Here is a 20,740-nt window from a genome sequence, read left to right as displayed (position 1 = left end):
TCTTCGTGGACTTGAGGATCTTCACCGAGCCCCAGCAGGGGGCCAGCTACGACGACCTGCTGCGCGTGGCGAAGGCGACCGAAGCCGCCGGCTACGACGCCTTCTTCCGCAGCGACCACTACCTGAAGATGGGCTCGGCCGACGGCCTGCCCGGCCCGACCGACGCCTGGATCACCCTCGCCGGCCTGGCCCGCGAGACCAGCCGGGTCCGGCTCGGCACGCTCGTCACCGCGGCGACGTTCCGGCACCCGGGTCCCCTGGCCATCTCGGTCGCGCAGGTCGACCGGATGTCCGGCGGCCGCGTCGAGTTCGGCTTCGGCGCCGGCTGGTACGACGCCGAGCACGAGGCGTACGGCCTGACGCTGCCGCCGCTGAAGGAGCGCTTCGACCGCTACGCCGAGCAGCTCGAGATCGTCACCGGGCTGTGGAAGACGCCGGTGGGTTCGACGTACTCCTTCGCCGGGCAGTACTACACGCTGACCGACTCGCCGGCCCTGCCGAAGCCGGCGCAGTCCCCGGCGCCGCCGGTGATCGTCGGCGGCCAGGGCAAGAAGCGCACCCCGCAGCTGGCGGCCCGGTTCGCGGACGAGTTCAACCTGCCGTTCGTGGACGCCGGGACGGCGGCCGACCAGTTCGCCCGGGTCGACGCAGCGGCGCGGGAGATCGGCCGCGACCCCAAGGAGATCCTGCGCTCGGTGGCGCTGGTGATCGGGGTCGGCCGCACCGAGGAGGAGGTCGCGCGCCGGGCCTCGGTCATCGGCCGCGACGTCACCGAGCTGCGGGCGAGCGGCCTGGCCGGGACGCCCGCCGAGGTCGTCGACCGGATCGGGCAGTGGCGGGAGAAGACCGGGATCACCCGCGTGTACCTGCAGCTGCTGGACCTGTCCGACCTGGACCAGATCGACCTGATCGCGGCCGAGGTCGCACCCCAGCTGGACTGAACGGAAACGGGCGCCTCCCGCGGGAGGCGCCCGTTTCTCAGTTCTGGAGGGCGAAGGTGACGCCCGCGGCCTGCGGGGCCTCGGGACGCGGGAGCCAGCGGTCTTCGCTCACCGGCAGCTCGCCTTCGAGGGCCGCGAGGACGGCGTCACGCGCGAGCGGCAGCACCGCTTCCACGCTCACGTCGCGCTGCAGCTCGTACGAAAGCGACGTCACGCCCGCGTCGCGGATTCCACACGGGACGATCGTGTCGAACGCCGACAGGTCCGCGTTGCAGTTCAGCTCGAAGCCGTGCATCGTCACGCCGCGCTGGACGCGGATGCCGATCGCGGCGATCTTGCGCTCGATGCCGCGGTCGTCGGCGGGGATCCAGACGCCGCTGCGGCCCTCGACGCGGCCGGTGTGCACGCCGAGCGAGTCGCACACGTGGATCAGCGCCTCTTCCAGCCGCCGCACGTAGTGCACGACGTCGATCGGGTCGCCGAGCTTGAGGATCGGGTAGCCGACCAGCTGACCGGGGCCGTGCCAGGTGATCTTGCCGCCGCGGTCGACGTCGATCACCGGGGTGCCGTCGGTCGGGCGGTCGGCCTCCTCGGTGCGCTTGCCCGCGGTGTACACCGACGGGTGCTGCAGCAGGAGCATCGTGTCCGGGCCGGTGCCGTCGGCGCGGGCCGTCAGGTGGCTCCGCTGGAGCTCCCAGGCCTCGGTGTAGTCGATCGTGCCGAGCTCCCGGACGTCGACGGGCTCGGTGCTGGCGCGGCAGGAAGTGCGGGAAGAACTCACCCGTCGAGGCTACGCCCGTCACCCGGGGGAAGCAGCCGCAAGGCGCACGCTGAGAGCAGCCCGACACCGGTCACCGCCAGCACTGCGCCGACCGTGTCCGTGACCCAGTGCACGCCCAGCACGACGCGGCAGGCGGCGGACAGCACGACCGCGACGGCGACCGCCACCGCCAGCCGGCGGACCAGCCGCGGCCACAGCCACGCCGCCAGCAGGAGCAGGACGAACCCGGTGCTCGCCACCGACACGACGTGCCCGCTCGGATAGCTCAGGTCCGGGTAGTCGCGGGGGCGTTCGCGCAGGAAGATCGGCTTGAACACCAGGCTCGTCAACCGGCACAGGACGAGTACGACGGCCAGCCGCACGCACAGCCCGAGGTGTTCGCGGCGGCGCAGCGCCACCGCCAGCAGCGCCACGCCCAGGACGTAGGGGAGCACCGGCCCGAGGACGTCGCTCCCGGCCTGCGCGACCCGGCCGAGCGGCTCCGCGTAGACGCCGCGAAGCGCGTTCGCGACTTCGACGTCGAGGGTCAGCGGCTGCCGCGCCACGCTCAGGCCGAGCACGACGAACGCGGCGCAGAGCACCACCCCGACCACGAGCCAGCGCTGCAGGGGGACGCTCATGCCGCGGCGAGCGCGCTGTCGAGGGTGGGGTGCCGGAACGCGTAGCCGGACCGCTCCAGCGCGCCGGGAAGAGCCCGCTGCCCGAACAGCGCCATCTCCTCGCCGGCCTGGCCGAGGACGGTCTTGAGCGCGATCCCGGGCACCCACCACGGCGCCGGGCGGTGCAGCGCGCGCCCGACCGTCCGGGTGAACTCGGCGTTGGTCACCGGGGCCGGGCCGGTCAGGTTCACCGGCCCGGACAGGTCGTCGTGCGTCAGGGCGTGGACGATCGCGCCGACCTCGTCCTCGAGCGCGATCCACGACATGAACTGGCGGCCGTCGCCGAGCCGGCCACCCAGGCACAGCTGGAAGAGCGGCCGCAGCGTGGCGTACAACCCGCCCTTGGCCGACAGCACCAGCCCGGTCCGGACGTGCACGACGCGCGCGTCACCCGCGCCCGCCGTCGCGGCTTCCCAGGCTTCGCAGAGCTCGGCGAGGAAACCGCCGCCGCGCGGCGCGGACTCGTCCACAGTGGACGATCCGGTGTCTCCGTAGAAGCCGACGGCGGACGCGTTGACGAGCACGCCGGTCCCGTGTTCGGCGACGGCTTCGGCGAGCACCTCGGTCGGCTCGACCCGGCTGTCGGTGAGCTGCTGCTTGCGCATCGCGCTCCACCGGCCGGGGAACAGCGGCGCGCCGGCCAGGTTCACGACGGCGTCGACCCCCTCGAAGGCCCCGTCGGCGATCGAGCCCGACGGCGGGTCCCAGCGGAACTCCGTGGTGCCGCGGGCATCCCGGCGCACGAGGGTCCGGACTTCGTGGCCCTCGCGCCGCAGGCGCTCGCCCAGCGCCGACCCGATCAAGCCGCTCGCTCCGGCGATCAGTACTCGCATGCTCCGATCGTCGCGTATCCGGTGCGCGGCCGCACGTCCGGCCCGGAGACGGCGAAGGCCGCCACGGGAGTCCCGTGGCGGCCTTCGCCGTCGTGCACTCAGAGGCCGAGTTCGCCCTCGAAGTTGCCCTCTTCCAGGCGCTGCTTGATCGTCGTCAGGAAGCGGCCCGCGTCGGCCCCGTCCACCAGGCGGTGGTCGTAGGTCAGCGGCAGGTACGCCATGGACCGGACGGCGATCGTGTCGTTGCCGTCGGCGTCCGCGATCACGACCGGCCGCTTGACGACCGCGCCGGTGCCGAGGATGCCCGACTGCGGCTGCACGATGATCGGCGTGTCGAACAGCGCGCCGACGCTGCCGATGTTCGTGATCGAGAACGTGCCACCGGACAGCTCGTCCGGCTTGATCTGGCCCGACCGCGCGCGGCCGGCCAGGTCGGCGATCCGGTGCGCGAGACCGGCCAGGCTCAGCTCGCCCGCGTCGTGGATCACGACCGAGAGCAGCCCGCGCTCGGTGTCCACCGCGATGCCCAGGTGCACGGCGCCGTGGTAGGTGATCTCCTTCGTGTCCTCGTTGTAGGACGCGTTGACGTTCGGGTGCTGCTTGAGCGCCTCGACCGTGGCCTTCGCGAAGAACGGCAGGAACGTCAGGTTGACGCCCTCGCGCTCCTTGAAGGCCGCCTTCGCCCGCGACCGCAGCTTGGCGATCTTCGTGACGTCGACCTCCTGGACCTGCGTGAGCTGCGCGGCGATCTGCAGCGACTCGCGGGTCTTGGTGGCCGTGATCTGGCGGATCCGGCTGGCCTTCTGGACCGTGCCGCGCAGCGCCGCGAGCTCCGGCGACACCGGGGCGGCCGGGCGCGGAGCCGACGGAGCGGCAGCGGCGGCGGGGGCCGGAGCGGCAGCGGCGGGAGCCGGGGCGGCCGCCTTCTGCTTCTCCTCGGCCGCGGCCAGGACGTCCTGCTTGCGGATCCGGCCGCCGACGCCGCTGCCGGTCAGCGACGCGAGGTCGATGCCGTGCTCGGTCGCCAGCTTGCGGACCAGCGGCGTGACGTACGGGCCGTCCGCCGAACCGTCCTTCGAAGCCGCGGCCGGGGCCGCCTCGGTCGCCTTCGCCGCGGGCGCGGCCTGCGGCTCGGGCTTCGGTTCCGGCTTGGGCTCGGGCTTCGACTCCTGGACCGGCTCGGGCTTGGGTTCCGGCTTCGGCTCGGGCTTGGGCTCCGGCTTGGGTTCGGGCTTGGCCTCGGCCTTCGGCGCCGCACCGGCGTCCCCGATCACGGCCAGGACGCCGCCGACCTCGACGGTCTCGTCCTCGCCCGCGCGGATCTCCAGCACCGTGCCGGCGACCGGCGACGGCACCTCGGTGTCGACCTTGTCGGTGGAGATCTCGAGCAGCGGCTCGTCGACCTCGACCGAGTCGCCGACCGCCTTCAGCCAGCGCGTGACGGTGCCCTCGGTGACGCTCTCGCCCAGCTCGGGCAGCTTCACCTCGGTGCCTTCGCCGCCGGCGGCCGGCGCGGTGTCCGGCTTGCTCGGCGCGCTGTCCTGGGCCTGCGGTTCCGGCTGCGAGGGCTCGGGCTCGGGCTCGGGCTGCTGCTCTTCCTGCGCGGGGGCGGAGGACTCGGGAACCCCGCCGGACCCGTCGTCGATCACGGCGAGCTCGCCGCCGACCTCGACGGTCTCGTCCTCGGCGGCGCTGATCTTCACGACCGTGCCCGCCACCGGGGACGGCACCTCGGTGTCGACCTTGTCGGTCGAGATCTCGAGCAACGGCTCGTCGACCTCGACGGTGTCGCCCTCCTGCTTAAGCCACCGGGTGACGGTGCCTTCGGTGACGCTCTCCCCGAGCTCCGGCAATGTGACGGAGTAGGCCATCGTTCGCTGACTCCTCTTCCAAGTTCTGCGTGGTCTGGATTCTGCTGGTGGGACGTCAGCTGTGCACGTGCAGCGGCTTCCCCGCGAGGGCGAGGAACGCTTCACCGAGGGCCTCGGTCTGGGTGGGGTGCGCGTGGATGAGCGGCGCGACGTCCTCGGGGTAGGCCTCCCAGCTGTAGATCAGCTGCGCTTCGCCGATCAGCTCGCCGACGCGGTCGCCGACCATGTGGACGCCCACGACCGGGCCGTCCGGGGCCTTGACCAGCTTGACCCCGCCGGAGGTCTTGAGGATCTGGCTCTTGCCGTTGCCGCCCAGGTCGTAGGTGAACGTCGTGACGTCGGCGCCGTACTTGTCCTTCGCCTGCGACTCGGTCAGCCCGACCGACGCGACCTCCGGGTGCGAGTAGGTGACGCGCGGGATGCCGCTCTCGTCGATGACGCGCGGGTTCTGCCCGGCGATCTCCTCGGCGACGAAGATGCCCTGCTGGAAGCCGCGGTGCGCGAGCTGCAGGCCCGGGACGATGTCGCCGACGGCGTAGACGTTCGGCAGGTTCGTGCGCAGCCGCTCGTCGGTGAGGACGAAGCCGCGCTCGATCTTGACGCCGGCCTCCTCGTAGCCGTGGCCGGCCGAGTTCGGCCCGCGGCCGACGGCGACGAGCAGCAGGTCGGCTTCGATGGTCTCGCCGGACTCCAGCGAAACGCTCACGCCGTTGTCGTCCTGCTTCGCGCCGGTGAACTTCACGCCGGTCTTGAAGGCGATCTTGCGACGGCGGAAGGCGCGCTCGAGCTGCTTGGACGCGAACTCGTCCTCGTTCGGGACCAGCCGCGGCAGCGCCTCGACGATCGTCACGTCGACGCCGAAGGAGGCCCAGACGCTGGCGAACTCGACGCCGATCACGCCGCCACCGAGGACCACGACCTTCTTGGGGACGTAGTCGAGGGAGAGGGCCTGCTCGCTGGCGATGATGCGGCCGCCGAGCTCCAGGCCGGGCAGCGTGCGCGAGTACGAACCGGTGGCGAGGATGACGTTCTTGCCGGTGTAGCGGGTGCCGTCCACCTCGACGGTCGTGCCGCCGACGAACGTGCCGCTGCCCTCGACGAGGTTCACCTTGTGCGCCTTGGCCAGGCCCTGCAGGCCCTTGTACAGGCGGGCGACGATGCCGTCCTTGTACTTGTTGACCCCGGCGATGTCGATGCCCTCGAAGGCGGCCTTGACGCCGACCGCCTCGGCTTCACGGGTCTCGTCGGCGACCTCGGCGGCGTGCAGCAGGGCCTTGGTCGGGATGCAGCCCCGGTGGAGGCACGTCCCGCCCAGCTTGTCCTTCTCGATCAACGTGACGGAAAGGCCCAGCTCGGCCGCGCGGAACGCCGCGGCGTAGCCGCCCGATCCGCCTCCCAGGATCACGAGGTCGGCGGAGGTGTCGGTCACTTGTATAACTCCTCGGCAAGCAGTGGGGTGATGCTCTGTCGTCGCCCTCGCGCGGTATAACCGCGCGCGCGACACCCGCCATCTTGTCACTACGCCGGACGGGGCTGCGACCTAGCCGGGTGTGCGACACCGACCACACGCGGACATCGGGATAATGAGTGGGGTAAGTCTCGGGAGGAGAGGTGGTCGTGGTGGGGCTCTTCGACTCGCTGCGCAGGCGGGCCAAGGGTGGTCAACGGGCCGGTACGCTGCGGAAAGCCAGCTCCGGCGACACCCGGCACCTCGAGGAGTGGATCGCCTCGCGCCGGGGTGTCGAGGCCTTCGTCGAGCCGAAGACGAACGTCACCGAGACCACTGTGGTGTTGATCGCCCACGACGGCGAATGGACCCGCCGCCGCATCGGCAGCCTGGAGGCCGCCCAGCAGTTCGGCCACCGCCGGTCGATCCCGGTGTACGAGGTCGCGCGGGTCGGCTACCCGAAGCGGATGCGGGAGTACACCGAGCGCAAGAAGCGCGGGCAGGTCTAGGACCCGGTCCGCCCGAAACCCCCGCCGCGTGTCGACCCCCTGACCACGCGTGTTGACCCTTCGCGCACACCCCGCGTCCGGGACGGCCGTGATCAGAAAGCCGACACGCGTGATTGGAGGGTCGACACGGTCAGCCGGCCTGGGCGAGCAGCGTGGCGTGCTTGACCAGTGCCGCGCGGAACGACGGGTGGACCGTCGTGCCGAGGACCGGGTCGACCTCGACCACGTGGCCCGCCGAGAGCAGCAGCACCGCCGGGTGGGCGAGCACCACGACGCCGTCTTCGGCGCGCAGTTCCGCCGTGCCCAGGAGGCGGGGGAAGACGACGTCGGCGGGCAGGCCGTCGCACGTGCGGAGGAACTCGCGGTGGTCGGGCGGCAACTCGGTGCCCAGGCACAGCTCCGCCGAGTGGATCGCGGCCTCCGACGCCGGGGGCGGGAGGGCGGACCGGCCGCGCAGGAGCGAGCCCGCCGAGCCGCCGCGCAGCCGCATGATCTCCGCGATCAGCTCCGGCCAGGTCCCGAGGTCGGGCGGGTACCGCTCGTGCAGCGCCGCGACCAGCGCGCCCGCGCACGACGGCGCCCAGTCGCGCAGGCCGAGCGGGTCCGCGCCGGCGACCAGCGCGGGGGCCAAGGCGCGCGTCGCCGCGAGGGTCGCGACGTCGGGGCGTGGCCCGGCCAGCGCGGCCCATCCCGCCAGGTCCCCGTCGAGCAGGGCCGTGCGGACGCGGTCCGGGCGCGCCGGCGCCACCTGCTTGACCACCTCGGCGACCGGGCCGGGCGGGAGGACGCCTTCGAGGTCCGAAGCCGGGCGGCGCAGCGAAGCCGTGTGCGCGCGCTCTTCGGCGTCGAGGTCCAGTGGGGACAGTCCGGAAGCCCATTCGGGACGCTGACCGCGCGCCTCGAAGAGCATCGCCCACGCGCGGGCCCGCACCGGGCCGGCCGCGAGCGCGTCGACCGGGCGATCCGCGCGGGCCAGCCACTGCCCGGCCAGCCGGTCGGCCTCGGCGAGGGCGCCGGTGACCGCGAGCAGCAGGGCGGCGTACCCGACCTGGTCGTCCACAGTGGACGAAACGGCGGTCAGGACGTCCCTGACCGCCGTTTCGAGGTATTCGCCGGGCTCCAACTCAGCCGTTGGCGGCGATGTCCGCCAGCACCGCGGCGATCGTCCGGACCGGCACGCCCGTGCCGCCCTTGCCGGTGTAGCCCCACGGCGAGCCGGTGTTGAACGACGGGCCCGCGATGTCGATGTGGACCCAGTCGAGGCCGTCGGCGACGAACTCGCGCAGGAAGATCCCGGCCGCGAGCATGCCGCCCCAGCGGTGGCCCGTCACGTTGGCCAGGTCGGCCAGGCGCGAGTCGAGGTCGGCGCGCAGCTCCTCCGGCAGCGGCATCGGCCAGCCGTTCTCGCCGGTGGCCTGCATGATCGCGGCGACGCGGTCGCGGAAGTCGTCCGAGCCCATCACGCCGGCGGTGCGGTTGCCGAGCGCGACGACCTGGGCGCCGGTCAGCGTCGAGGTCTCGATCAGGTAGTCCGGGTTCTCCTCGGCCGCGCGGACCATGGCGTCGACCAGGACGAGCCGGCCCTCGGCGTCGGTGTTGAGGACCTCGACGGTCTTGCCGCCGTACATCGTCAGCACGTCACCCGGGCGGTACGACGTCCCCGAGGGCAGGTTCTCCGCCAGCGGGATGTGCGCGACGACCTCGAGCGGGTACTTCAGCTTCGCGGCCAGGACGACCGACGCGAGCACGCCGGCCGCGCCGGACATGTCCGAGGTCATGTGGTCCATGTTCGCGGCGGGCTTGAGCGAGATGCCGCCCGAGTCGAACGTGATGCCCTTGCCGACCAGCGCGACCTTCTTGGCGGCCTTGGCCGGCTTGTAGGCCAGGCGCAGCAGCCGCGGCTGGCGGGACGAGCCGCCGCCGACGCCGAGGATGCCGCCGAAGCCCTTGCGCTTGAGCGCCTTCTCGTCGAGAACCTCGAACTCGAGGCCGTTGTCCTCGGCCAGCTTCTTCGCGCGCTCGGCGAAGGAGGCCGGGTAGAGGTCGTTCGGCGGGGTGTTGATCAGGTCGCGGGCGGTCAGCACGGCCTCGGCGATGCTGGTCGCGGCCTTGAGCGTCGCCTTGTGCTCGCGGGCGGTGCCGTCCGCCGGGCTCGCGAAGTCGACCTTCGCGACCGGGGCGTCGCCCTTCTCGGAGCGGTAGGCGGTGAAGACGTACGAGCCGAGGACGGTGCCCTCGACGGCGGCCTGCAGGTCGAGCTCCGACAGCGTGACGAGCGCGCGGTCGGTGCCGGCCAGCGCGCGGCCGGCGGCCCCGGCGGCGCGGCGGACCTGCTCGGGGGTGACGGCGTCGCCCGCCTTGCCGAGGCCGACGGCGAGCACCACGCCCGCGGGCAGCTTGCCCAGCGTCGGCAGCTTGACGACCTCTTCGGCCTTGCCGCTCGCGCCGAGGGTGGCCAGCAGGCCGGCGAGCCGGCCGTCGAAGGCGGCGTCGACCGCGGCGGCGCCGGCGGCGAGCTGGGGGCCGTCCTCGCCCTGCAGGGTGCCGATGACGACCACGTCGGCGCGCGTCTTGGCCAGTGCCTCCCCGGTGTTGTCGGACAGGGCGAGCTTAGGCACGGTCACTTCTGGCTCCTCGCGCGTTCGCGGTGGCACCGGGCGCCGGCCCGGTCGGGATCGTGAGCCATGCTAATGACGACCGAACCACGCGTGAACAGAGGGAGAGGGAGGCGCCCCGTGCGGCTGGGCGGTGGGCTGCTGGTGGTGCTGGCGGCCGGGGCGCCGGGCGCCGGCTGGTGGCTGCTCGCCGGGCTGGTCCTGGCGGCGATCGCGGCGGGGGTGACGGCCCGGGTCCCGGAACCCGGGGATGCGCTGGTCGACCGGGTCGTGGTGGCGGTGGCGCGGCTGGCGGAGGTGACGGTCTACGCGATCGCGTTCGGCGCCTACGTCTTTCCCGCGCACCGCGAAGTGGCCGCCGCGGCCTTCGCCGTGGTGATCACCGGCGCCGGGTTCGCCGGGCTGAAGATCCCGACGTTCGTCGTACGGGCCGTGGGCGTGGTGCTGCTCTCGGCCGGGCTCACGCTGGTCGTGGTGTGCGTCGCCGTGCCGCCGGTGGCGACCGCCGGGGGCGGGCTCCAGGTCCCGGACTTCGCGGGCGTGCTCGTCGCGGCCGTGGTGACGCTGCCGTTCCTGCGGCCGGCGGGACGCGAGAACGCGGGCCGGCGCGTGCTCCTGCTGAGCGCGGTCGCCGTGCTGGCCGCCTTCGCCGCGCTGTACCAGCTCGGCGCGGTCCGGCTCGGGCTGTCCCTGACGTCGCTGCGGGACCTGCTGTCCGCCGCCGACGCGGACTCGCTGCAGTCGCTCCTCACGGTCGTCGCCGTGGTCGCGACCGTGGTGCCCGCGCTCGCGGCCGGGGCCGAGGTCCGCGAGCGTGCCGGCGTGCGCGGCCTGGCCGGGATCGCCGTCGCCGCGGTGGCCGCGTACTTCCTGCCGGCGTTGCCCGTTCTGGTCGTCGCCGGCCTGGTCACCGTGATCGAGCTGCTACTGGGCGTACGCGCGCGCAGGTACAGTGGGGTGCGTGAGTGACCGACGCTGGCGGCCGGGGGAGACCGTGCTCGAACGGTTCCACCGCCCGGACGGCTCGATCGGCCAGATCCACCCGCTGCGCGTCCTCGAGGACGACGGCCGGGTGCTGCTCGGCTGGATCCCGGCGGGCACGCCGATCGTCGGCAGCCGGCTCGTGGACGGCAGGCACATGGGGGAGGCGCCGCTGGAGCAGCGGTTCCGCATCCCGCGCGTGCCGGTGCCGGACTTCTGGCACCGCACGTCCACGCTGCGCCGCGTCGCCGACGACGAATGGTCGTCGGTCTGGTGGTTCTTCGACGCCGCCGGCCGGTTCACGAACTGGTACGTCAACCTCGAGGTGCCGCTCGGCAGGCACCCGCGCGGCGTCGACCGGATCGACGGCGTGCTCGACGTCGTCGTCGACCGCGACGGCACCTGGCACTGGGACGACGAAGACGAGGCCGAGGTCGCGATCGACGCCGGCCGGCTGACGCGCGAGCAGCTGGACCGGCTGCGCGCGGAGGGCGAGCGGATCGGTGCGCTGGCCGAACGCGGCGCCTATCCGTTCGACGGCACCGGCACGGACTTCCGGCCGGACCCGGCGTGGCCCGCGCCGGAGCTGCCCGCGGGCCTGCTCGGGGAGCTCAGCCCGCCAGCAGGAAAAGGATCAGCGCCAACACGGCGTTGACCACCGCGAGGATGACGACCGACTTCGTCGGGATCACCTTCGGGAAGACCACCTTGCCGTGGACGGTCCGCCACCACACGACGCCGAAAACGCCCGCGACGAGGCCGAGGAAGCCGCCGAAGCCGCTGGACAGCACCGCCCAGCCGACCATGCCGAGCAGGCCGACCCCGAAGGTCAGCAGCACCGCGGTGACGAACGTCTTGACGTCGGCCCCGGCGGTCTTGGGCCGGGGCACCGGCTGCGTGGAGTAGGTCACGCGGCCATACTAGAGCGGTCACGGCGAGGGCGCGGACCACCCGGAACAGTGGGACATCCGACTAACGCGCCTCCGACCAAGCGGTATCCTCCTGCCATGACGACCACGACACAGTTCGCCCATGTCCCGCACCCGAGTCCTGCGAGCGCGGACCGTGTCGCGGAGGTACTCGAAGCACCCGGGTTCGGTACTTTCTTCACCGACCACATGGTCATCGTGAAGTGGTCGAAGGCCGAGGGCTGGCACGACGCCCAGGTCGGCCCGTACGCCCCCTTCACCCTCGACCCGGCGACGTCGGTGCTGCACTACGGCCAGGCCATCTTCGAGGGGCTGAAGGCCTACCGCCAGCCGGACGGCTCGATCGCGTCGTTCCGCCCGGACGCCAACGCCGCGCGGTTCCGGCAGTCGGCCGAGCGGCTCGCGATGCCGCAGCTGCCCGAGGACGTCTTCGTCGAGTCGCTGCGTGAGCTCGTCGCCGTCGACGGCCGGTGGGTGCCCACCCGGCAGGGTGACTCGCTGTACCTGCGGCCGTTCATGATCTCGACGTCCACCGGGCTCGGCGTCAACAGCCCGGCCGCCGACTACGTGTACACGGTCATCGCGTCCCCGGCCGGCTCGTACTTCTCCGGCGGCGTGAAGCCGGTGAGCGTCTGGCTGTCGACGGAGTACGTGCGCGCGGCCCCCGGCGGCACCGGCGCGGCGAAGTGCGCCGGCAACTACGCGGCGTCGTTCGTCGCGCAGGCGCAGGCCGTCGAGAAGGGCTGCGACCAGGTGGTGTGGCTCGACGCCGTCGAGCGGCGCTGGGTCGAGGAGATGGGCGGGATGAACCTGTTCTTCGTCTTCGGCTCCGGCGAGAACGCCCGGGTGGTCACGCCCGAGCTGACCGGCTCGCTGCTGCCGGGGGTGACGCGCAAGTCGTTGCTGCAGCTGGCTTCGCGGCTCGGGTACAAGGTCGAGGAGCGCCGGATCTCCACGGAGGAGTGGGAGAAGGCGGCGGCCTCGGGCGAGCTGACCGAGACGTTCGCCTGCGGCACGGCGGCGGTGATCACCCCGGTCGGCCACGTGAAGCACGCGAACGGTGAGTTCACCATCGCCGACGGGCAGCCGGGCGCGCTGACGATGAAGCTGCGCGAAGAGCTGACGGGCATCCAGGAGGGCACCCGTCCCGACGCGGACCACTGGATGGTCCCGCTCGGCTGATTTCCATGTCATGAGGGCACCTTCACGTCCGTGAAGGTGCCCTCATGACGTCCGGGGTCAGGTGGCGGTGGCGGGGATGACCGGGCCGGAGACGCCCGCCTGCTCGTGGGTGGCGGTTTCGGCCAGGACGCGGGTGGCCATCGTCAGCAGCGGCAGTGCCGTCACCGCGCCGGTGCCCTCGCCGAGCCGGACGTCCAGCTCGAGCAGCGGGCCCAGGTCCAGGTGCTCCAGCGCGAGCGCGTGCGCGGGTTCGGCCGTCCGCTGCCCGGCGACCCACCAGCGCCGCGCGCCCGGCGCGAGGTCTTCGGCGACGAGCGCCGCGGCGCACGCGACGAGCCCGTCCAGGACCACTGGCGTCCGGCGGGCCGCGGCCTGGGCCAGGAAGCCCGCCATCGCCGCGATGTCCGCGCCCGCGGTGGTGCGCAGCAGGGCGACCGGGTCGGCCAGCACCGCGCGGGCCCGGCGCAGCGCGTCGCGCACCGCCGTCGCCTTGCGCATCCACGCCTCGTCGTCGATGCCGGAGCCGCGGCCGACGACCGCGACCGGCTCGGTGCCGGTCAGGGCCGCCACGATGACCGACGCCGGCGTGCTGTTGGCGATCCCGAGGTCGCCCGGGATGAGCAGGTCCGCGCCGCCGTCGACCTCCGCGTCGGCGATCGCGATGCCGGCGTGGATCGCCTTCTTCGCCTCCTCGGCGGTCAGCGCGTCCTCGACGTCGATCGAGCCCGAGCCGCGGCGGACCTTGTACTCGCCGATCGAGCGCGTCGCCGGCGCCTCGGTGTCCACGGCCATGTCGACCACGCGGACGCTCGCGCCCGCGGCGGCGGCCAGCACGTTGATCGCGGCGCCGCCGGTGAGCATCGTGCCCAGCAGCTGCCCGGTCACCTCGGCGGGGTAGGCCGAGACGCCCTTCGCGGCGATGCCGTGGTCACCGGCGAAGACGATCACGCGCGGCCGGGTGAACGGCCGCGGCGGCGACTGGCCCTGGCACGCCGCGATCCAGACGCCCAGCTCCTCGAGCCTGCCCAGCGACCCGGCGGGCTTGACCAGCTTGTCGTGCAACGCGATCGCGTCGGACCGGGCGTGGTCGTCGGGCGGGGTGATCTCGGGGAACTCGATGTTGTCCGGCTCCACACCAGGCCCTTTCTCGTCCATGGCAACGCTGCGGCCAACCTACCGCTCCGGATCACCCAGTAGTCTCGCGGCTCGTGGAGACGACGGCGGCCGCGGTGGTGCTGGCCAGCGGCGCGGGCACCCGCGTCGGCGCGAAGCTGAACAAGGTCTACCTGCCCCTGGCCGGGCGGCGGGTGGTCGCCTGGTCCCTGGACGCCTTCAAGCGCGTTCCCGGCATCGGCGTGCTGGTGCTCGTGATCCGGCCGCAGGACCGCGAGCTCGCCGAAGAAGTGGCCGGCGGCGACGTGGAGATCGTGCACGGCGGCGACACGCGCCAGGCCTCCGAGCTCAACGCGCTGCGGCACCTGGCCCCCCGGATAACAGGCGGCCGGGTCGACGCCGTGCTGCTGCACGACGCGGCCCGGCCGCTGGTCCACCCGCGACTCGTCGAAGCGGTGCTGACCCGGACACGCGAGGACGGGGGGGCTGTGCCGGGCCTGGCCGCCGACGACGTCGTCGGAGTGGATGCCGGGCACCTGGTCGCCCAGGTGCCCGGCGCGATCCGCGTCCAGACGCCTCAGGGCTTCCGGGCCGGACCGCTGCTCGAGGCCTACGAAGAGGCCGAGCGGGAAGGCTTTCTGGGTACGGACACTTCGTCCTGCATGGAGCGGTTCTCCTCACTGCCGATCCGCTGGGTCCCGGGGGCTCCCGAGAACCTCAAGATCACCTACCCCCACGACCTGGTGGTCGCGGAGCGCCTGCTCGCGCGCTAGGCGCACGCCGGCGGGCCGCCGCCGTCGTCCCCCTCCCGCTCGGTCTCGAGCGCGGTGCCGGTCGGCCGGACCGTGACGTCCTGCCGCAGCTCCGGCGGGATGTGGCACCCCGGCTGCGGGCGCAGGGCCTGCAGCGGCGCGCCCGGGGTGCCGGGCTCCGCGAGGGTGAGCACCGCGCGCAGCGTCCACACCGGGGTGGCGTGGTACTGCCAGGTGACCACCCGCGGGCCGAAGACGTCGGTGCCGGGGAAGGTCGGCACGCGGTAGGCGCTGGCCCGGTGCTCGTCGCGGAGGATGATGACGTCGGCGCACGTCGGCCACCGGTGCACCGCGGCGTAGATCTCCGGCGACTCGCGGCCGCCGAACAGGTGCAGCACCCATTTGCGGCGCCGGAGCTCCTCGAGGAGTTGCTCGAGGCCCTGGCCGCTGGAGCCGCTGTGTGCTGTGGGCGGGGACACACTTTCGAGGGTAACTTGCGTACTAGAGCGCAGTCCAGCTTGTGTACTAGTACACCTGGGTGGTTCTGATCAGGGCTTTGTCTCCGACACCCTGGCGTGCTAGAACACTTGTGCGTGAAGTCCGGCGTGAGGAGCCGCCTTGCCCACCCTCGACCGTCCTGAGCCGCCCTACCTGCAGATCGCGGGCCGGATCCGTGAGGACATCCTCTCCGGCCGGCTGCAGGAGGGCGACGCGGTGCCGTCCGCCCGCGAGATCGCGCGTACGTGGGCCGTCGCCATGGCGACGGCCACCAAGGTGCTGGCCACCCTCCGGTCACAGGGGCTCGTGCGCCCAGTGCGCGGGGTCGGCACGGTCGTCGACCGGGGCGGGCTGCACCGCACGGCCCGCGACCGCAACGCCGCGTCGGCGCGCACGGGCCGGATCTACCCGCCCGGCCACTACGCCGTGATCCGCTCGGCCGGCCTCGAACCGGCGTCCGAGCGCGCCGCGGCGGCCTTGGGCCTGGAGGAGGGCGCCCCGGCGATCCGGCGGCGCCGCACCACGTACGGGCCGGATTCGCGCCCGCTGTCGACGTCGACGTCGTGGTTCGACGGCGTCCTGTCGGCCAAGGCGCCCGCATTGCTGGTGGCGGAGCGGATCGTCGAGGGCACCTCGGCCCACGCGGCGGCCCGGCTGGGCACGAAGATCGCGACGACGCAGGAACGGCACGCGGCGGGCCGTGCGGGCGAGGAGGAAGCGGCCGAACTGGGCGTGCCGGCGGGGTCGCCGGTGCTGCTCGGCCGGAGCACGTTCCTGGCGGCCGACGGCACGGTCGTCGAGTACGGCGAGTCCGCCGCCCTGCCCGACCACTGGGTTTTCTACGAGTACACGACTGAGGACGGCGAATGAAGCACATCCACGCGGGCAAGGTCCGTGACCTGTACGAACTCGACGGCGGGGACATCCTGCTGGTCGCGTCCGACCGGGTCTCGGTCTACGACGTCTCGCTGCCGACGCCGGTCCCGGACAAGGGCGCGCTGCTGAACCAGCTGTCGGCGTGGTGGTTCGACCGGATGTCCGGCGTGGTCCCGAACCACGTGGTGTCGACGACGGACGTCCCGGCGGAGTTCGCCGGGCGCGCGATGCGCTGCAAGCCCCTGAAGATGGTCCAGGTCGAGTGCATCGCCCGCGGCTACCTCGCCGGCCTGGGCCTGCGCGAATACCAGCGCGACGGCAAGATCTCGGGCGTCTCGCTGCCGCCGGGACTGGTCGAGGGCGACAAGCTGCCGGAGCCGATCTTCACGCCGACGACGAAGATCTCCGACACCGGCCACGACGAGTTCATGACCTTCGACGAGGTGCTGAACGAGATCGGCGAGGACACCGCGAAGCGGCTCCGCGAGCTGACGCTGGAGATCTACACCAAGGGCGCCGAACACGCGGCGAAGCAGGGCGTGATCATCGCGGACACGAAGCTGGAGTTCGGGTTCGACGTAGACGGCGCGCTGACGCTGGGCGACGAGGTCCTGACGTCGGACTCGTCGCGGTTCTGGCCCGCCGACGAGTGGGAGCCGGGCCGCCCGCAGCACGCGTTCGACAAGCAGTTCGTCCGCGACTGGTCGCTGACGACGGGCTGGGACAAGACCCCGCCCGGGCCGGAGATCCCGGCGGAGATCGTCGAGCAGACGCGGCAGCGCTACACCGAGGTCTACGAACGGATCACGGGGAAGACCTGGGTCCGTGGGTGACTACGACCCGTACCGGCTGATCGACGACGTCGAGACGCTGCTGGTTTCGCGCGGGCTTTCGCCGACGCGTGTGCCCGGCCGCGGCGGCGACCGGCTGGCGGGGGCCGGCCGGCTCCTGCGCGGGTTCGGGCTGGAGCCCCGGATGGCCCCCGAGGACGCGTTCGACCTCGGGGTGCCGTTCCAGGGCCGGATCAACCAGGACTAGGGGCTCTTGGTGAGGGTGGCGTCGCGCTCGACGACGTCGCCGAGGACGTCGTCGATGGCCTTCAGCAGGTCGGCGTCGAGCTTCTGGCCGGCCGCCTTGACGTTCTCGTGCACCTGCTCGGGGCGGGAGGCCCCGATGATCGCCGAGGCGACGTTCGGGTTCTGCAGCACCCACGCGACGGCGAGCTGCGCGAGGGAGAGGCCGGCCTGCTTCGCGAGCGGCTCGAGCTCGGCGACGCGCTTGAGGACGTTCTCGTCGAGGAACCGGGCGACCATGTTCGCGCCGCCCTTCTCGTCGGTCGCGCGGGAGCCGGCGGGGTAGTCCTGCCCGGGCTTGTACTTGCCGGTCAGCACGCCCTGCGCGATCGGCGACCAGACGATCTGGCTCATGCCTTCGCGCTCGGAGGCCGGGATGACCTGGTCCTCGATGACGCGCCAGAGCATGTTGTACTGCGGCTGGTTGGAGACGAAGGGGATCTTCAGCTCGCGCGCGAGGGCGGCCCCGCGGGAGATCTGCTCGGCGGTCCACTCGGAGACGCCGACGTAGAGCACCTTGCCCTGGCGCACGAGGTCGGCGAAGGCGAGCATGGTCTCTTCGAGCGGCACGGTCCGGTCGAACCGGTGCGCCTGGTAGAGGTCGACGTAGTCGGTGCCGAGCCGGGTCAGCGAGGCGTTGGCCGACTCGAGGATGTGCTTGCGGGACAGGCCCTTGTCGTTGGGCCCCTTGGGGCCGGTGGGCCAGAAGACCTTGGTGAAGATCTCGAGGCTCTCCCGCCGCTGCCCCTTCAGTCCGCGCCCGAGAACGGACTCGGCGGCGGTGTTGGCGTAGACATCTGCCGTGTCAAAGGTCGTGATCCCCGCGTCGAGGGCGGCCTTGATGCAGGCGTGCGCCTGGTCTTCCTCGACCTGGGAACCGTGGGTGAGCCAGTTCCCGTACGAGATCTCACTGACGTTGAGGCCACTGCGGCCGAGACGACGAAACTCCATGCGCCCAGCCTAGGCGGAAGTCGTTCGCTTTGCTAACGACCCTGGAGTGACGCCAACCGCACACAGCGAGAAGCCGGGTGGGCCGTCCGGCCCACCCGGCTTCTCGAAACCGGCTCAGTTGGGGATCGCGTCCCCGGGCTTCAGCCGCGGCTTCGGCACCCGCAGCCGGCGGATCTGGGACGCCCGGACGAACGCGTACCAGCCGATCGAGCGGCCGTTCACCGTCTCCTTGGGGAACTTCTCCCGCGCCAGCTTCGCGATCTTCCGGCCGTTCACGAAGCCCTCGATCGCCATCACCAGCAGCAGCGCCGTGCACAGCAGCGTGATGTACGACTGGACCTGGGGCAGCGGCACCAGCAGCGCCAGGAACACCAGGATCGCCAGCGGCATGAACAGGCCCAGCAGGTTGCGGCGCGTGTCGACCAGGTCGCGGACGTACGCCTTGACCGGCCCGCGGTCGCGCGGGAGCAGGTACTTGTCGTCGCCCGCCATCATGCGGTCGCGGCGGAGCTTGGCCGCCGCGCGGCGGTCTTCCTTCGTCTGCGGGTTCGACTTGCGCAGTTCCTTGTTGCGCTTCATCGCCTCACGCATCGTGGTGGGCGGTGGCGCGACCGGGCCGCGCTTCTTCGCCTCCGCGTCACGGCGTTTCGGCGTAGCCTTGCCCTTACCGGGCGTGAACGCCTTGCCCCCGACGTCGACGGTGTCCGTCGTCTCCGGCTCTTCGGCGGCGGTGTCTGTGGTGCTTCGGCGCAGGAACCTCACCTCACCAGGGTATTGCAGGCGTCACGCCGCCGTTCACCAGGTCGATCCATGTGCGACCATGGTGGGGGAACAGATCGGACGCTCCGGGTGTTGAAGACGTCAGCACGAGGAGTATCCGCAGCGAGTTCGAACTTTGAGGGAGTGCCATGACGACCGCTGAGCACGCCGGCGCGACGCAGGCCGAGACCGCCGAGGAGACCCACGGCGTCACGTTGACCGACGCCGCGGCTGCCAAGGCGAAGGCCCTGCTCGAGCAGGAGGGCCGCGACGACATGCACCTGCGCATCGCCGTCCAGCCCGGTGGCTGCGCGGGCCTGCGCTACCAGCTGTTCTTCGACGAGCGCACGCTCGACGGCGACCTGTTCCGCGACTTCGACGGCCTCAAGGTCGCCGTGGACCGGATGAGCGCGCCGTACGTGTCGGAAGCCGTCATCGACTTCGTGGACTCGATCGAGAAGCAGGGCTTCACGATCGACAACCCGAACGCCACGGGCTCCTGCGCCTGCGGCGACTCGTTCCACTGAGCCACGGCTACGCCAGAAGGGCCCCGCACCTCGGTGCGGGGCCCTTCTGCTGCGTCCGGGGGTTACACGTAGGCGTCGAGCTCCGCGACCTGCGCGTGGCACGCCTCGTCGACCTGCCACGGCTTGGCCGCCGAACGAGGCAACGGCAGGTTCTCGGCCTGCAGGGTCGCCGGGATGAGCGCGCAGTCGGCGATCAGCTCGGACAGGGTCTCGGGTTCGGTGACGGCGTTCACGATTCGTAACGCTATTGATCCGCTCTCGACTGGAGAAGGAGTACCAGCCGGTAGTGTCGGTTGGGCGCGCGCGAACTACCCGGATGGGTCATGACCCGGTGGTAACTTCGCGCCTTTTGCCGTGAGGTCGAGCACAAAGGAGCAGCCGGTGGCAGACAAGGCCAGGATCGCGGTGTCCGGCAGTATCGCGACCGACCACCTCATGCACTTCCCGGGCAGGTTCGCGGAGCAGCTGGTCGCGGAACAGCTGCACCGGGTCTCGCTGAGCTTCCTCGCCGACGACCTCGTGGTCCGGCGCGGCGGCATCGGCGCGAACATCGCCTTCGGCCTGGGGGTGCTCGGCGTGCAGCCGGTGCTCGTGGGTGCCGTCGGCGCGGACTTCGCCGACTACCGCTCCTGGCTGGAGCGGCACGGCGTCGACACCTCCGGCGTGCACGTGTCGGAGGTCGCGCACACCGCCCGGTTCGTCTGCACCACCGACGAGGACCTCTGCCAGATCGCGACGTTCTACGCCGGCGCGATGGCCGAGTCCCGCAACATCGAGCTGCTGCCCATCGCCGAGCGCGCCGGCGACCTCAGCCTGGTGCTGATCAGCCCGGACGACCCGGAGGGCATGGTCCGCCACGCCGAGGAGTGCCGCCAGCGCGGCTACGAGTTCGCCGTCGACCCCTCGCAGCAGCTGGCCCGCATGAGCGGCGAGCAGGCGCGCGCGTTCGTCGCCGGCGCGAAGTACCTGTTCAGCAACGACTACGAGTGGGAGCTGCTGCTCCAGAAGACCGGCTGGACCGAGGCCGACGTGCTCGGCCAGGTCGGCATGCGGATCACGACGCTGGGGGAGAAGGGCGTCGAGATCGTCGGCAAGGACGGCCTCGCCCTGCAGATCGGCGCCGTCCCGGAGCGCGCCAAGGCCGACCCGACGGGTGTCGGCGACGGCTTCCGCGCGGGCTTCCTGGCCGGCCTCGACGGCGGCCTGAACGTCGAGCGCGCGGCCCAGCTGGGCTCCCTGATCGCGGTGCTGGTCCTGGAGACGGTCGGCACCCAGGAGTGGACGTTCGACCGCACCGACGCCCTGGCCCGCATCGGCGAGGCCTTCGGCCCGGACGCGGCCGAGGAGATCTCGGTGGTCCTGCCCGCGGCCTGACCCCAAGCCGTGAATGGCACATTGAGGGACTTCAAGTCCCTCAATGTGCCATTCACGGCTTTTCAGCGA

Annotated in this window: 24 protein-coding genes; 11 read left to right on the top strand and 13 right to left on the bottom strand. The window is 72.2% G+C overall.

Annotation, left to right across the window (positions count from 1 at the left end; all coding sequences use genetic code 11):
* Nucleotides 1-5 precede the first annotated feature (5 nt).
* On the top strand, nucleotides 6-941 hold the full coding sequence (locus ACWEN0_RS17520) for an LLM class F420-dependent oxidoreductase (RefSeq protein WP_451974257.1): 936 nt from the start codon (nucleotides 6-8) through the stop codon (nucleotides 939-941).
* A gap of 37 nt (nucleotides 942-978) precedes the next feature.
* On the opposite strand, the gene lipB is transcribed toward ACWEN0_RS17520, so the two are convergent.
* From lipB to lpdA, 5 genes are all read right to left on the bottom strand, one after another.
* The gene (gene lipB / locus ACWEN0_RS17515; RefSeq protein ID WP_451974255.1) at nucleotides 979-1,722 is read right to left on the bottom strand and encodes a lipoyl(octanoyl) transferase LipB; all 744 of its coding nucleotides are present in this window, start codon (nucleotides 1,720-1,722) and stop codon (nucleotides 979-981) included.
* The gene (locus tag ACWEN0_RS17510) at nucleotides 1,719-2,342 is read right to left on the bottom strand and encodes a phosphatase PAP2 family protein (RefSeq protein ID WP_451974253.1); all 624 of its coding nucleotides are present in this window, start codon (nucleotides 2,340-2,342) and stop codon (nucleotides 1,719-1,721) included. Before ACWEN0_RS17510 ends, lipB begins: the two co-directional genes overlap by 4 nt.
* Complete coding sequence (locus ACWEN0_RS17505; protein ID WP_451974251.1) at nucleotides 2,339-3,214, bottom strand: TIGR01777 family oxidoreductase; 876 nt, start codon at nucleotides 3,212-3,214, stop codon at nucleotides 2,339-2,341. Before ACWEN0_RS17505 ends, ACWEN0_RS17510 begins: the two co-directional genes overlap by 4 nt.
* A gap of 98 nt (nucleotides 3,215-3,312) precedes the next feature.
* Entirely contained in the window at nucleotides 3,313-5,085 is a 1,773-nt protein-coding gene (gene sucB, locus ACWEN0_RS17500) for a 2-oxoglutarate dehydrogenase, E2 component, dihydrolipoamide succinyltransferase (RefSeq protein ID WP_451974249.1), read from the bottom strand.
* Between the two features lie 55 nt (nucleotides 5,086-5,140).
* Nucleotides 5,141-6,514: a dihydrolipoyl dehydrogenase gene (gene lpdA / locus ACWEN0_RS17495; RefSeq protein WP_451974247.1), complete on the bottom strand. Its 1,374-nt coding sequence runs from the start codon at nucleotides 6,512-6,514 to the stop codon at nucleotides 5,141-5,143.
* Between the two features lie 182 nt (nucleotides 6,515-6,696).
* Between lpdA and ACWEN0_RS17490 the strand changes: the two genes are divergently transcribed.
* Nucleotides 6,697-7,041 carry an oxidoreductase gene (locus ACWEN0_RS17490; RefSeq protein WP_451974245.1) on the top strand — a complete coding sequence of 115 codons (345 nt, stop codon included), beginning with the start codon at nucleotides 6,697-6,699 and terminating at the stop codon, nucleotides 7,039-7,041.
* Between the two features lie 130 nt (nucleotides 7,042-7,171).
* Here ACWEN0_RS17490 and ACWEN0_RS17485 read toward each other — a convergent pair whose 3' ends face one another.
* Together ACWEN0_RS17485 and ACWEN0_RS17480 are read right to left on the bottom strand one after the other, a co-directional pair.
* The gene (locus ACWEN0_RS17485) at nucleotides 7,172-8,164 is read right to left on the bottom strand and encodes an SMI1/KNR4 family protein (RefSeq protein ID WP_451974243.1); all 993 of its coding nucleotides are present in this window, start codon (nucleotides 8,162-8,164) and stop codon (nucleotides 7,172-7,174) included.
* A gap of 1 nt (nucleotide 8,165) precedes the next feature.
* Nucleotides 8,166-9,665 (bottom strand): leucyl aminopeptidase, encoded by a 1,500-nt coding sequence (locus tag ACWEN0_RS17480; RefSeq protein ID WP_451974241.1) that lies wholly within the window; start codon nucleotides 9,663-9,665, stop codon nucleotides 8,166-8,168.
* 111 nt (nucleotides 9,666-9,776) lie between these two features.
* Between ACWEN0_RS17480 and ACWEN0_RS17475 the strand changes: the two genes are divergently transcribed.
* Both ACWEN0_RS17475 and ACWEN0_RS17470 read left to right on the top strand, forming a co-directional pair.
* Nucleotides 9,777-10,625: a hypothetical protein gene (locus ACWEN0_RS17475; RefSeq protein WP_451974239.1), complete on the top strand. Its 849-nt coding sequence runs from the start codon at nucleotides 9,777-9,779 to the stop codon at nucleotides 10,623-10,625.
* A complete protein-coding gene (locus tag ACWEN0_RS17470) occupies nucleotides 10,618-11,292 on the top strand; it encodes a DUF402 domain-containing protein (RefSeq protein WP_451974237.1) in 675 nt (224 codons plus the stop codon). The genes ACWEN0_RS17475 and ACWEN0_RS17470 overlap by 8 nt, the downstream gene beginning before the upstream one ends.
* Here the strand turns inward: ACWEN0_RS17470 and ACWEN0_RS17465 are convergent.
* Nucleotides 11,249-11,548 (bottom strand): hypothetical protein, encoded by a 300-nt coding sequence (locus ACWEN0_RS17465; RefSeq protein WP_451974235.1) that lies wholly within the window; start codon nucleotides 11,546-11,548, stop codon nucleotides 11,249-11,251. The two genes, ACWEN0_RS17470 and ACWEN0_RS17465, sit on opposite strands and share 44 nt — an antisense overlap.
* Before the next feature lie 96 nt (nucleotides 11,549-11,644).
* Here ACWEN0_RS17465 and ACWEN0_RS17460 point away from each other — a divergent pair, with 96 nt between their 5' ends.
* Entirely contained in the window at nucleotides 11,645-12,748 is a 1,104-nt protein-coding gene (locus tag ACWEN0_RS17460; protein ID WP_451974233.1) for a branched-chain amino acid aminotransferase, read from the top strand.
* A 57-nt stretch (nucleotides 12,749-12,805) separates the two neighbouring features.
* On the opposite strand, the gene cobT is transcribed toward ACWEN0_RS17460, so the two are convergent.
* A complete protein-coding gene (gene cobT, locus ACWEN0_RS17455; protein ID WP_451974231.1) occupies nucleotides 12,806-13,903 on the bottom strand; it encodes a nicotinate-nucleotide--dimethylbenzimidazole phosphoribosyltransferase in 1,098 nt (365 codons plus the stop codon).
* 53 nt (nucleotides 13,904-13,956) lie between these two features.
* Between cobT and ACWEN0_RS17450 the strand changes: the two genes are divergently transcribed.
* Complete coding sequence (locus ACWEN0_RS17450) at nucleotides 13,957-14,634, top strand: IspD/TarI family cytidylyltransferase (protein WP_451974229.1); 678 nt, start codon at nucleotides 13,957-13,959, stop codon at nucleotides 14,632-14,634.
* On the opposite strand, the gene ACWEN0_RS17445 is transcribed toward ACWEN0_RS17450, so the two are convergent.
* Complete coding sequence (locus ACWEN0_RS17445) at nucleotides 14,631-15,092, bottom strand: hypothetical protein (protein WP_451974227.1); 462 nt, start codon at nucleotides 15,090-15,092, stop codon at nucleotides 14,631-14,633. The genes ACWEN0_RS17450 and ACWEN0_RS17445 overlap by 4 nt on opposite strands.
* 139 nt (nucleotides 15,093-15,231) lie before the next feature.
* Between ACWEN0_RS17445 and ACWEN0_RS17440 the strand changes: the two genes are divergently transcribed.
* Genes ACWEN0_RS17440 through ACWEN0_RS17430 form a run of 3 tightly spaced genes read left to right on the top strand, consistent with a single transcriptional unit; the run spans nucleotide 15,232 to nucleotide 17,025 of the window.
* Complete coding sequence (locus tag ACWEN0_RS17440; protein WP_451974225.1) at nucleotides 15,232-15,981, top strand: GntR family transcriptional regulator; 750 nt, start codon at nucleotides 15,232-15,234, stop codon at nucleotides 15,979-15,981.
* Entirely contained in the window at nucleotides 15,978-16,820 is an 843-nt protein-coding gene (locus ACWEN0_RS17435; RefSeq protein ID WP_451974223.1) for a phosphoribosylaminoimidazolesuccinocarboxamide synthase, read from the top strand. Before ACWEN0_RS17440 ends, ACWEN0_RS17435 begins: the two co-directional genes overlap by 4 nt.
* Nucleotides 16,813-17,025: a hypothetical protein gene (locus ACWEN0_RS17430; protein ID WP_451974221.1), complete on the top strand. Its 213-nt coding sequence runs from the start codon at nucleotides 16,813-16,815 to the stop codon at nucleotides 17,023-17,025. Before ACWEN0_RS17435 ends, ACWEN0_RS17430 begins: the two co-directional genes overlap by 8 nt.
* On the opposite strand, the gene ACWEN0_RS17425 is transcribed toward ACWEN0_RS17430, so the two are convergent.
* The gene (locus tag ACWEN0_RS17425; protein WP_451974219.1) at nucleotides 17,022-18,011 is read right to left on the bottom strand and encodes an aldo/keto reductase family protein; all 990 of its coding nucleotides are present in this window, start codon (nucleotides 18,009-18,011) and stop codon (nucleotides 17,022-17,024) included. The genes ACWEN0_RS17430 and ACWEN0_RS17425 overlap by 4 nt on opposite strands.
* Before the next feature lie 114 nt (nucleotides 18,012-18,125).
* Nucleotides 18,126-18,773, bottom strand: a complete 648-nt coding sequence (locus tag ACWEN0_RS17420) for a DUF3043 domain-containing protein (RefSeq protein ID WP_451974218.1) — start codon at nucleotides 18,771-18,773, stop codon at nucleotides 18,126-18,128.
* Nucleotides 18,774-18,919: 146 nt separating this feature from the next.
* Between ACWEN0_RS17420 and ACWEN0_RS17415 the strand changes: the two genes are divergently transcribed.
* A complete protein-coding gene (locus ACWEN0_RS17415) occupies nucleotides 18,920-19,297 on the top strand; it encodes a HesB/IscA family protein (protein WP_086859636.1) in 378 nt (125 codons plus the stop codon).
* A 62-nt stretch (nucleotides 19,298-19,359) separates the two neighbouring features.
* On the opposite strand, the gene ACWEN0_RS17410 is transcribed toward ACWEN0_RS17415, so the two are convergent.
* Nucleotides 19,360-19,530: a hypothetical protein gene (locus ACWEN0_RS17410; protein ID WP_329050109.1), complete on the bottom strand. Its 171-nt coding sequence runs from the start codon at nucleotides 19,528-19,530 to the stop codon at nucleotides 19,360-19,362.
* Between the two features lie 148 nt (nucleotides 19,531-19,678).
* On the opposite strand from ACWEN0_RS17410, the gene ACWEN0_RS17405 reads away from it, so the two are divergent.
* A complete protein-coding gene (locus tag ACWEN0_RS17405) occupies nucleotides 19,679-20,671 on the top strand; it encodes a carbohydrate kinase family protein (RefSeq protein WP_451974217.1) in 993 nt (330 codons plus the stop codon).
* Nucleotides 20,672-20,740 lie beyond the last annotated feature (69 nt).

It is taken from the genome of Amycolatopsis sp. NPDC004378 (assembly GCF_053602455.1).
Note: the sequence above shows the minus strand (reverse complement) of the source record. Positions and strands in the feature narration are given on the sequence as shown.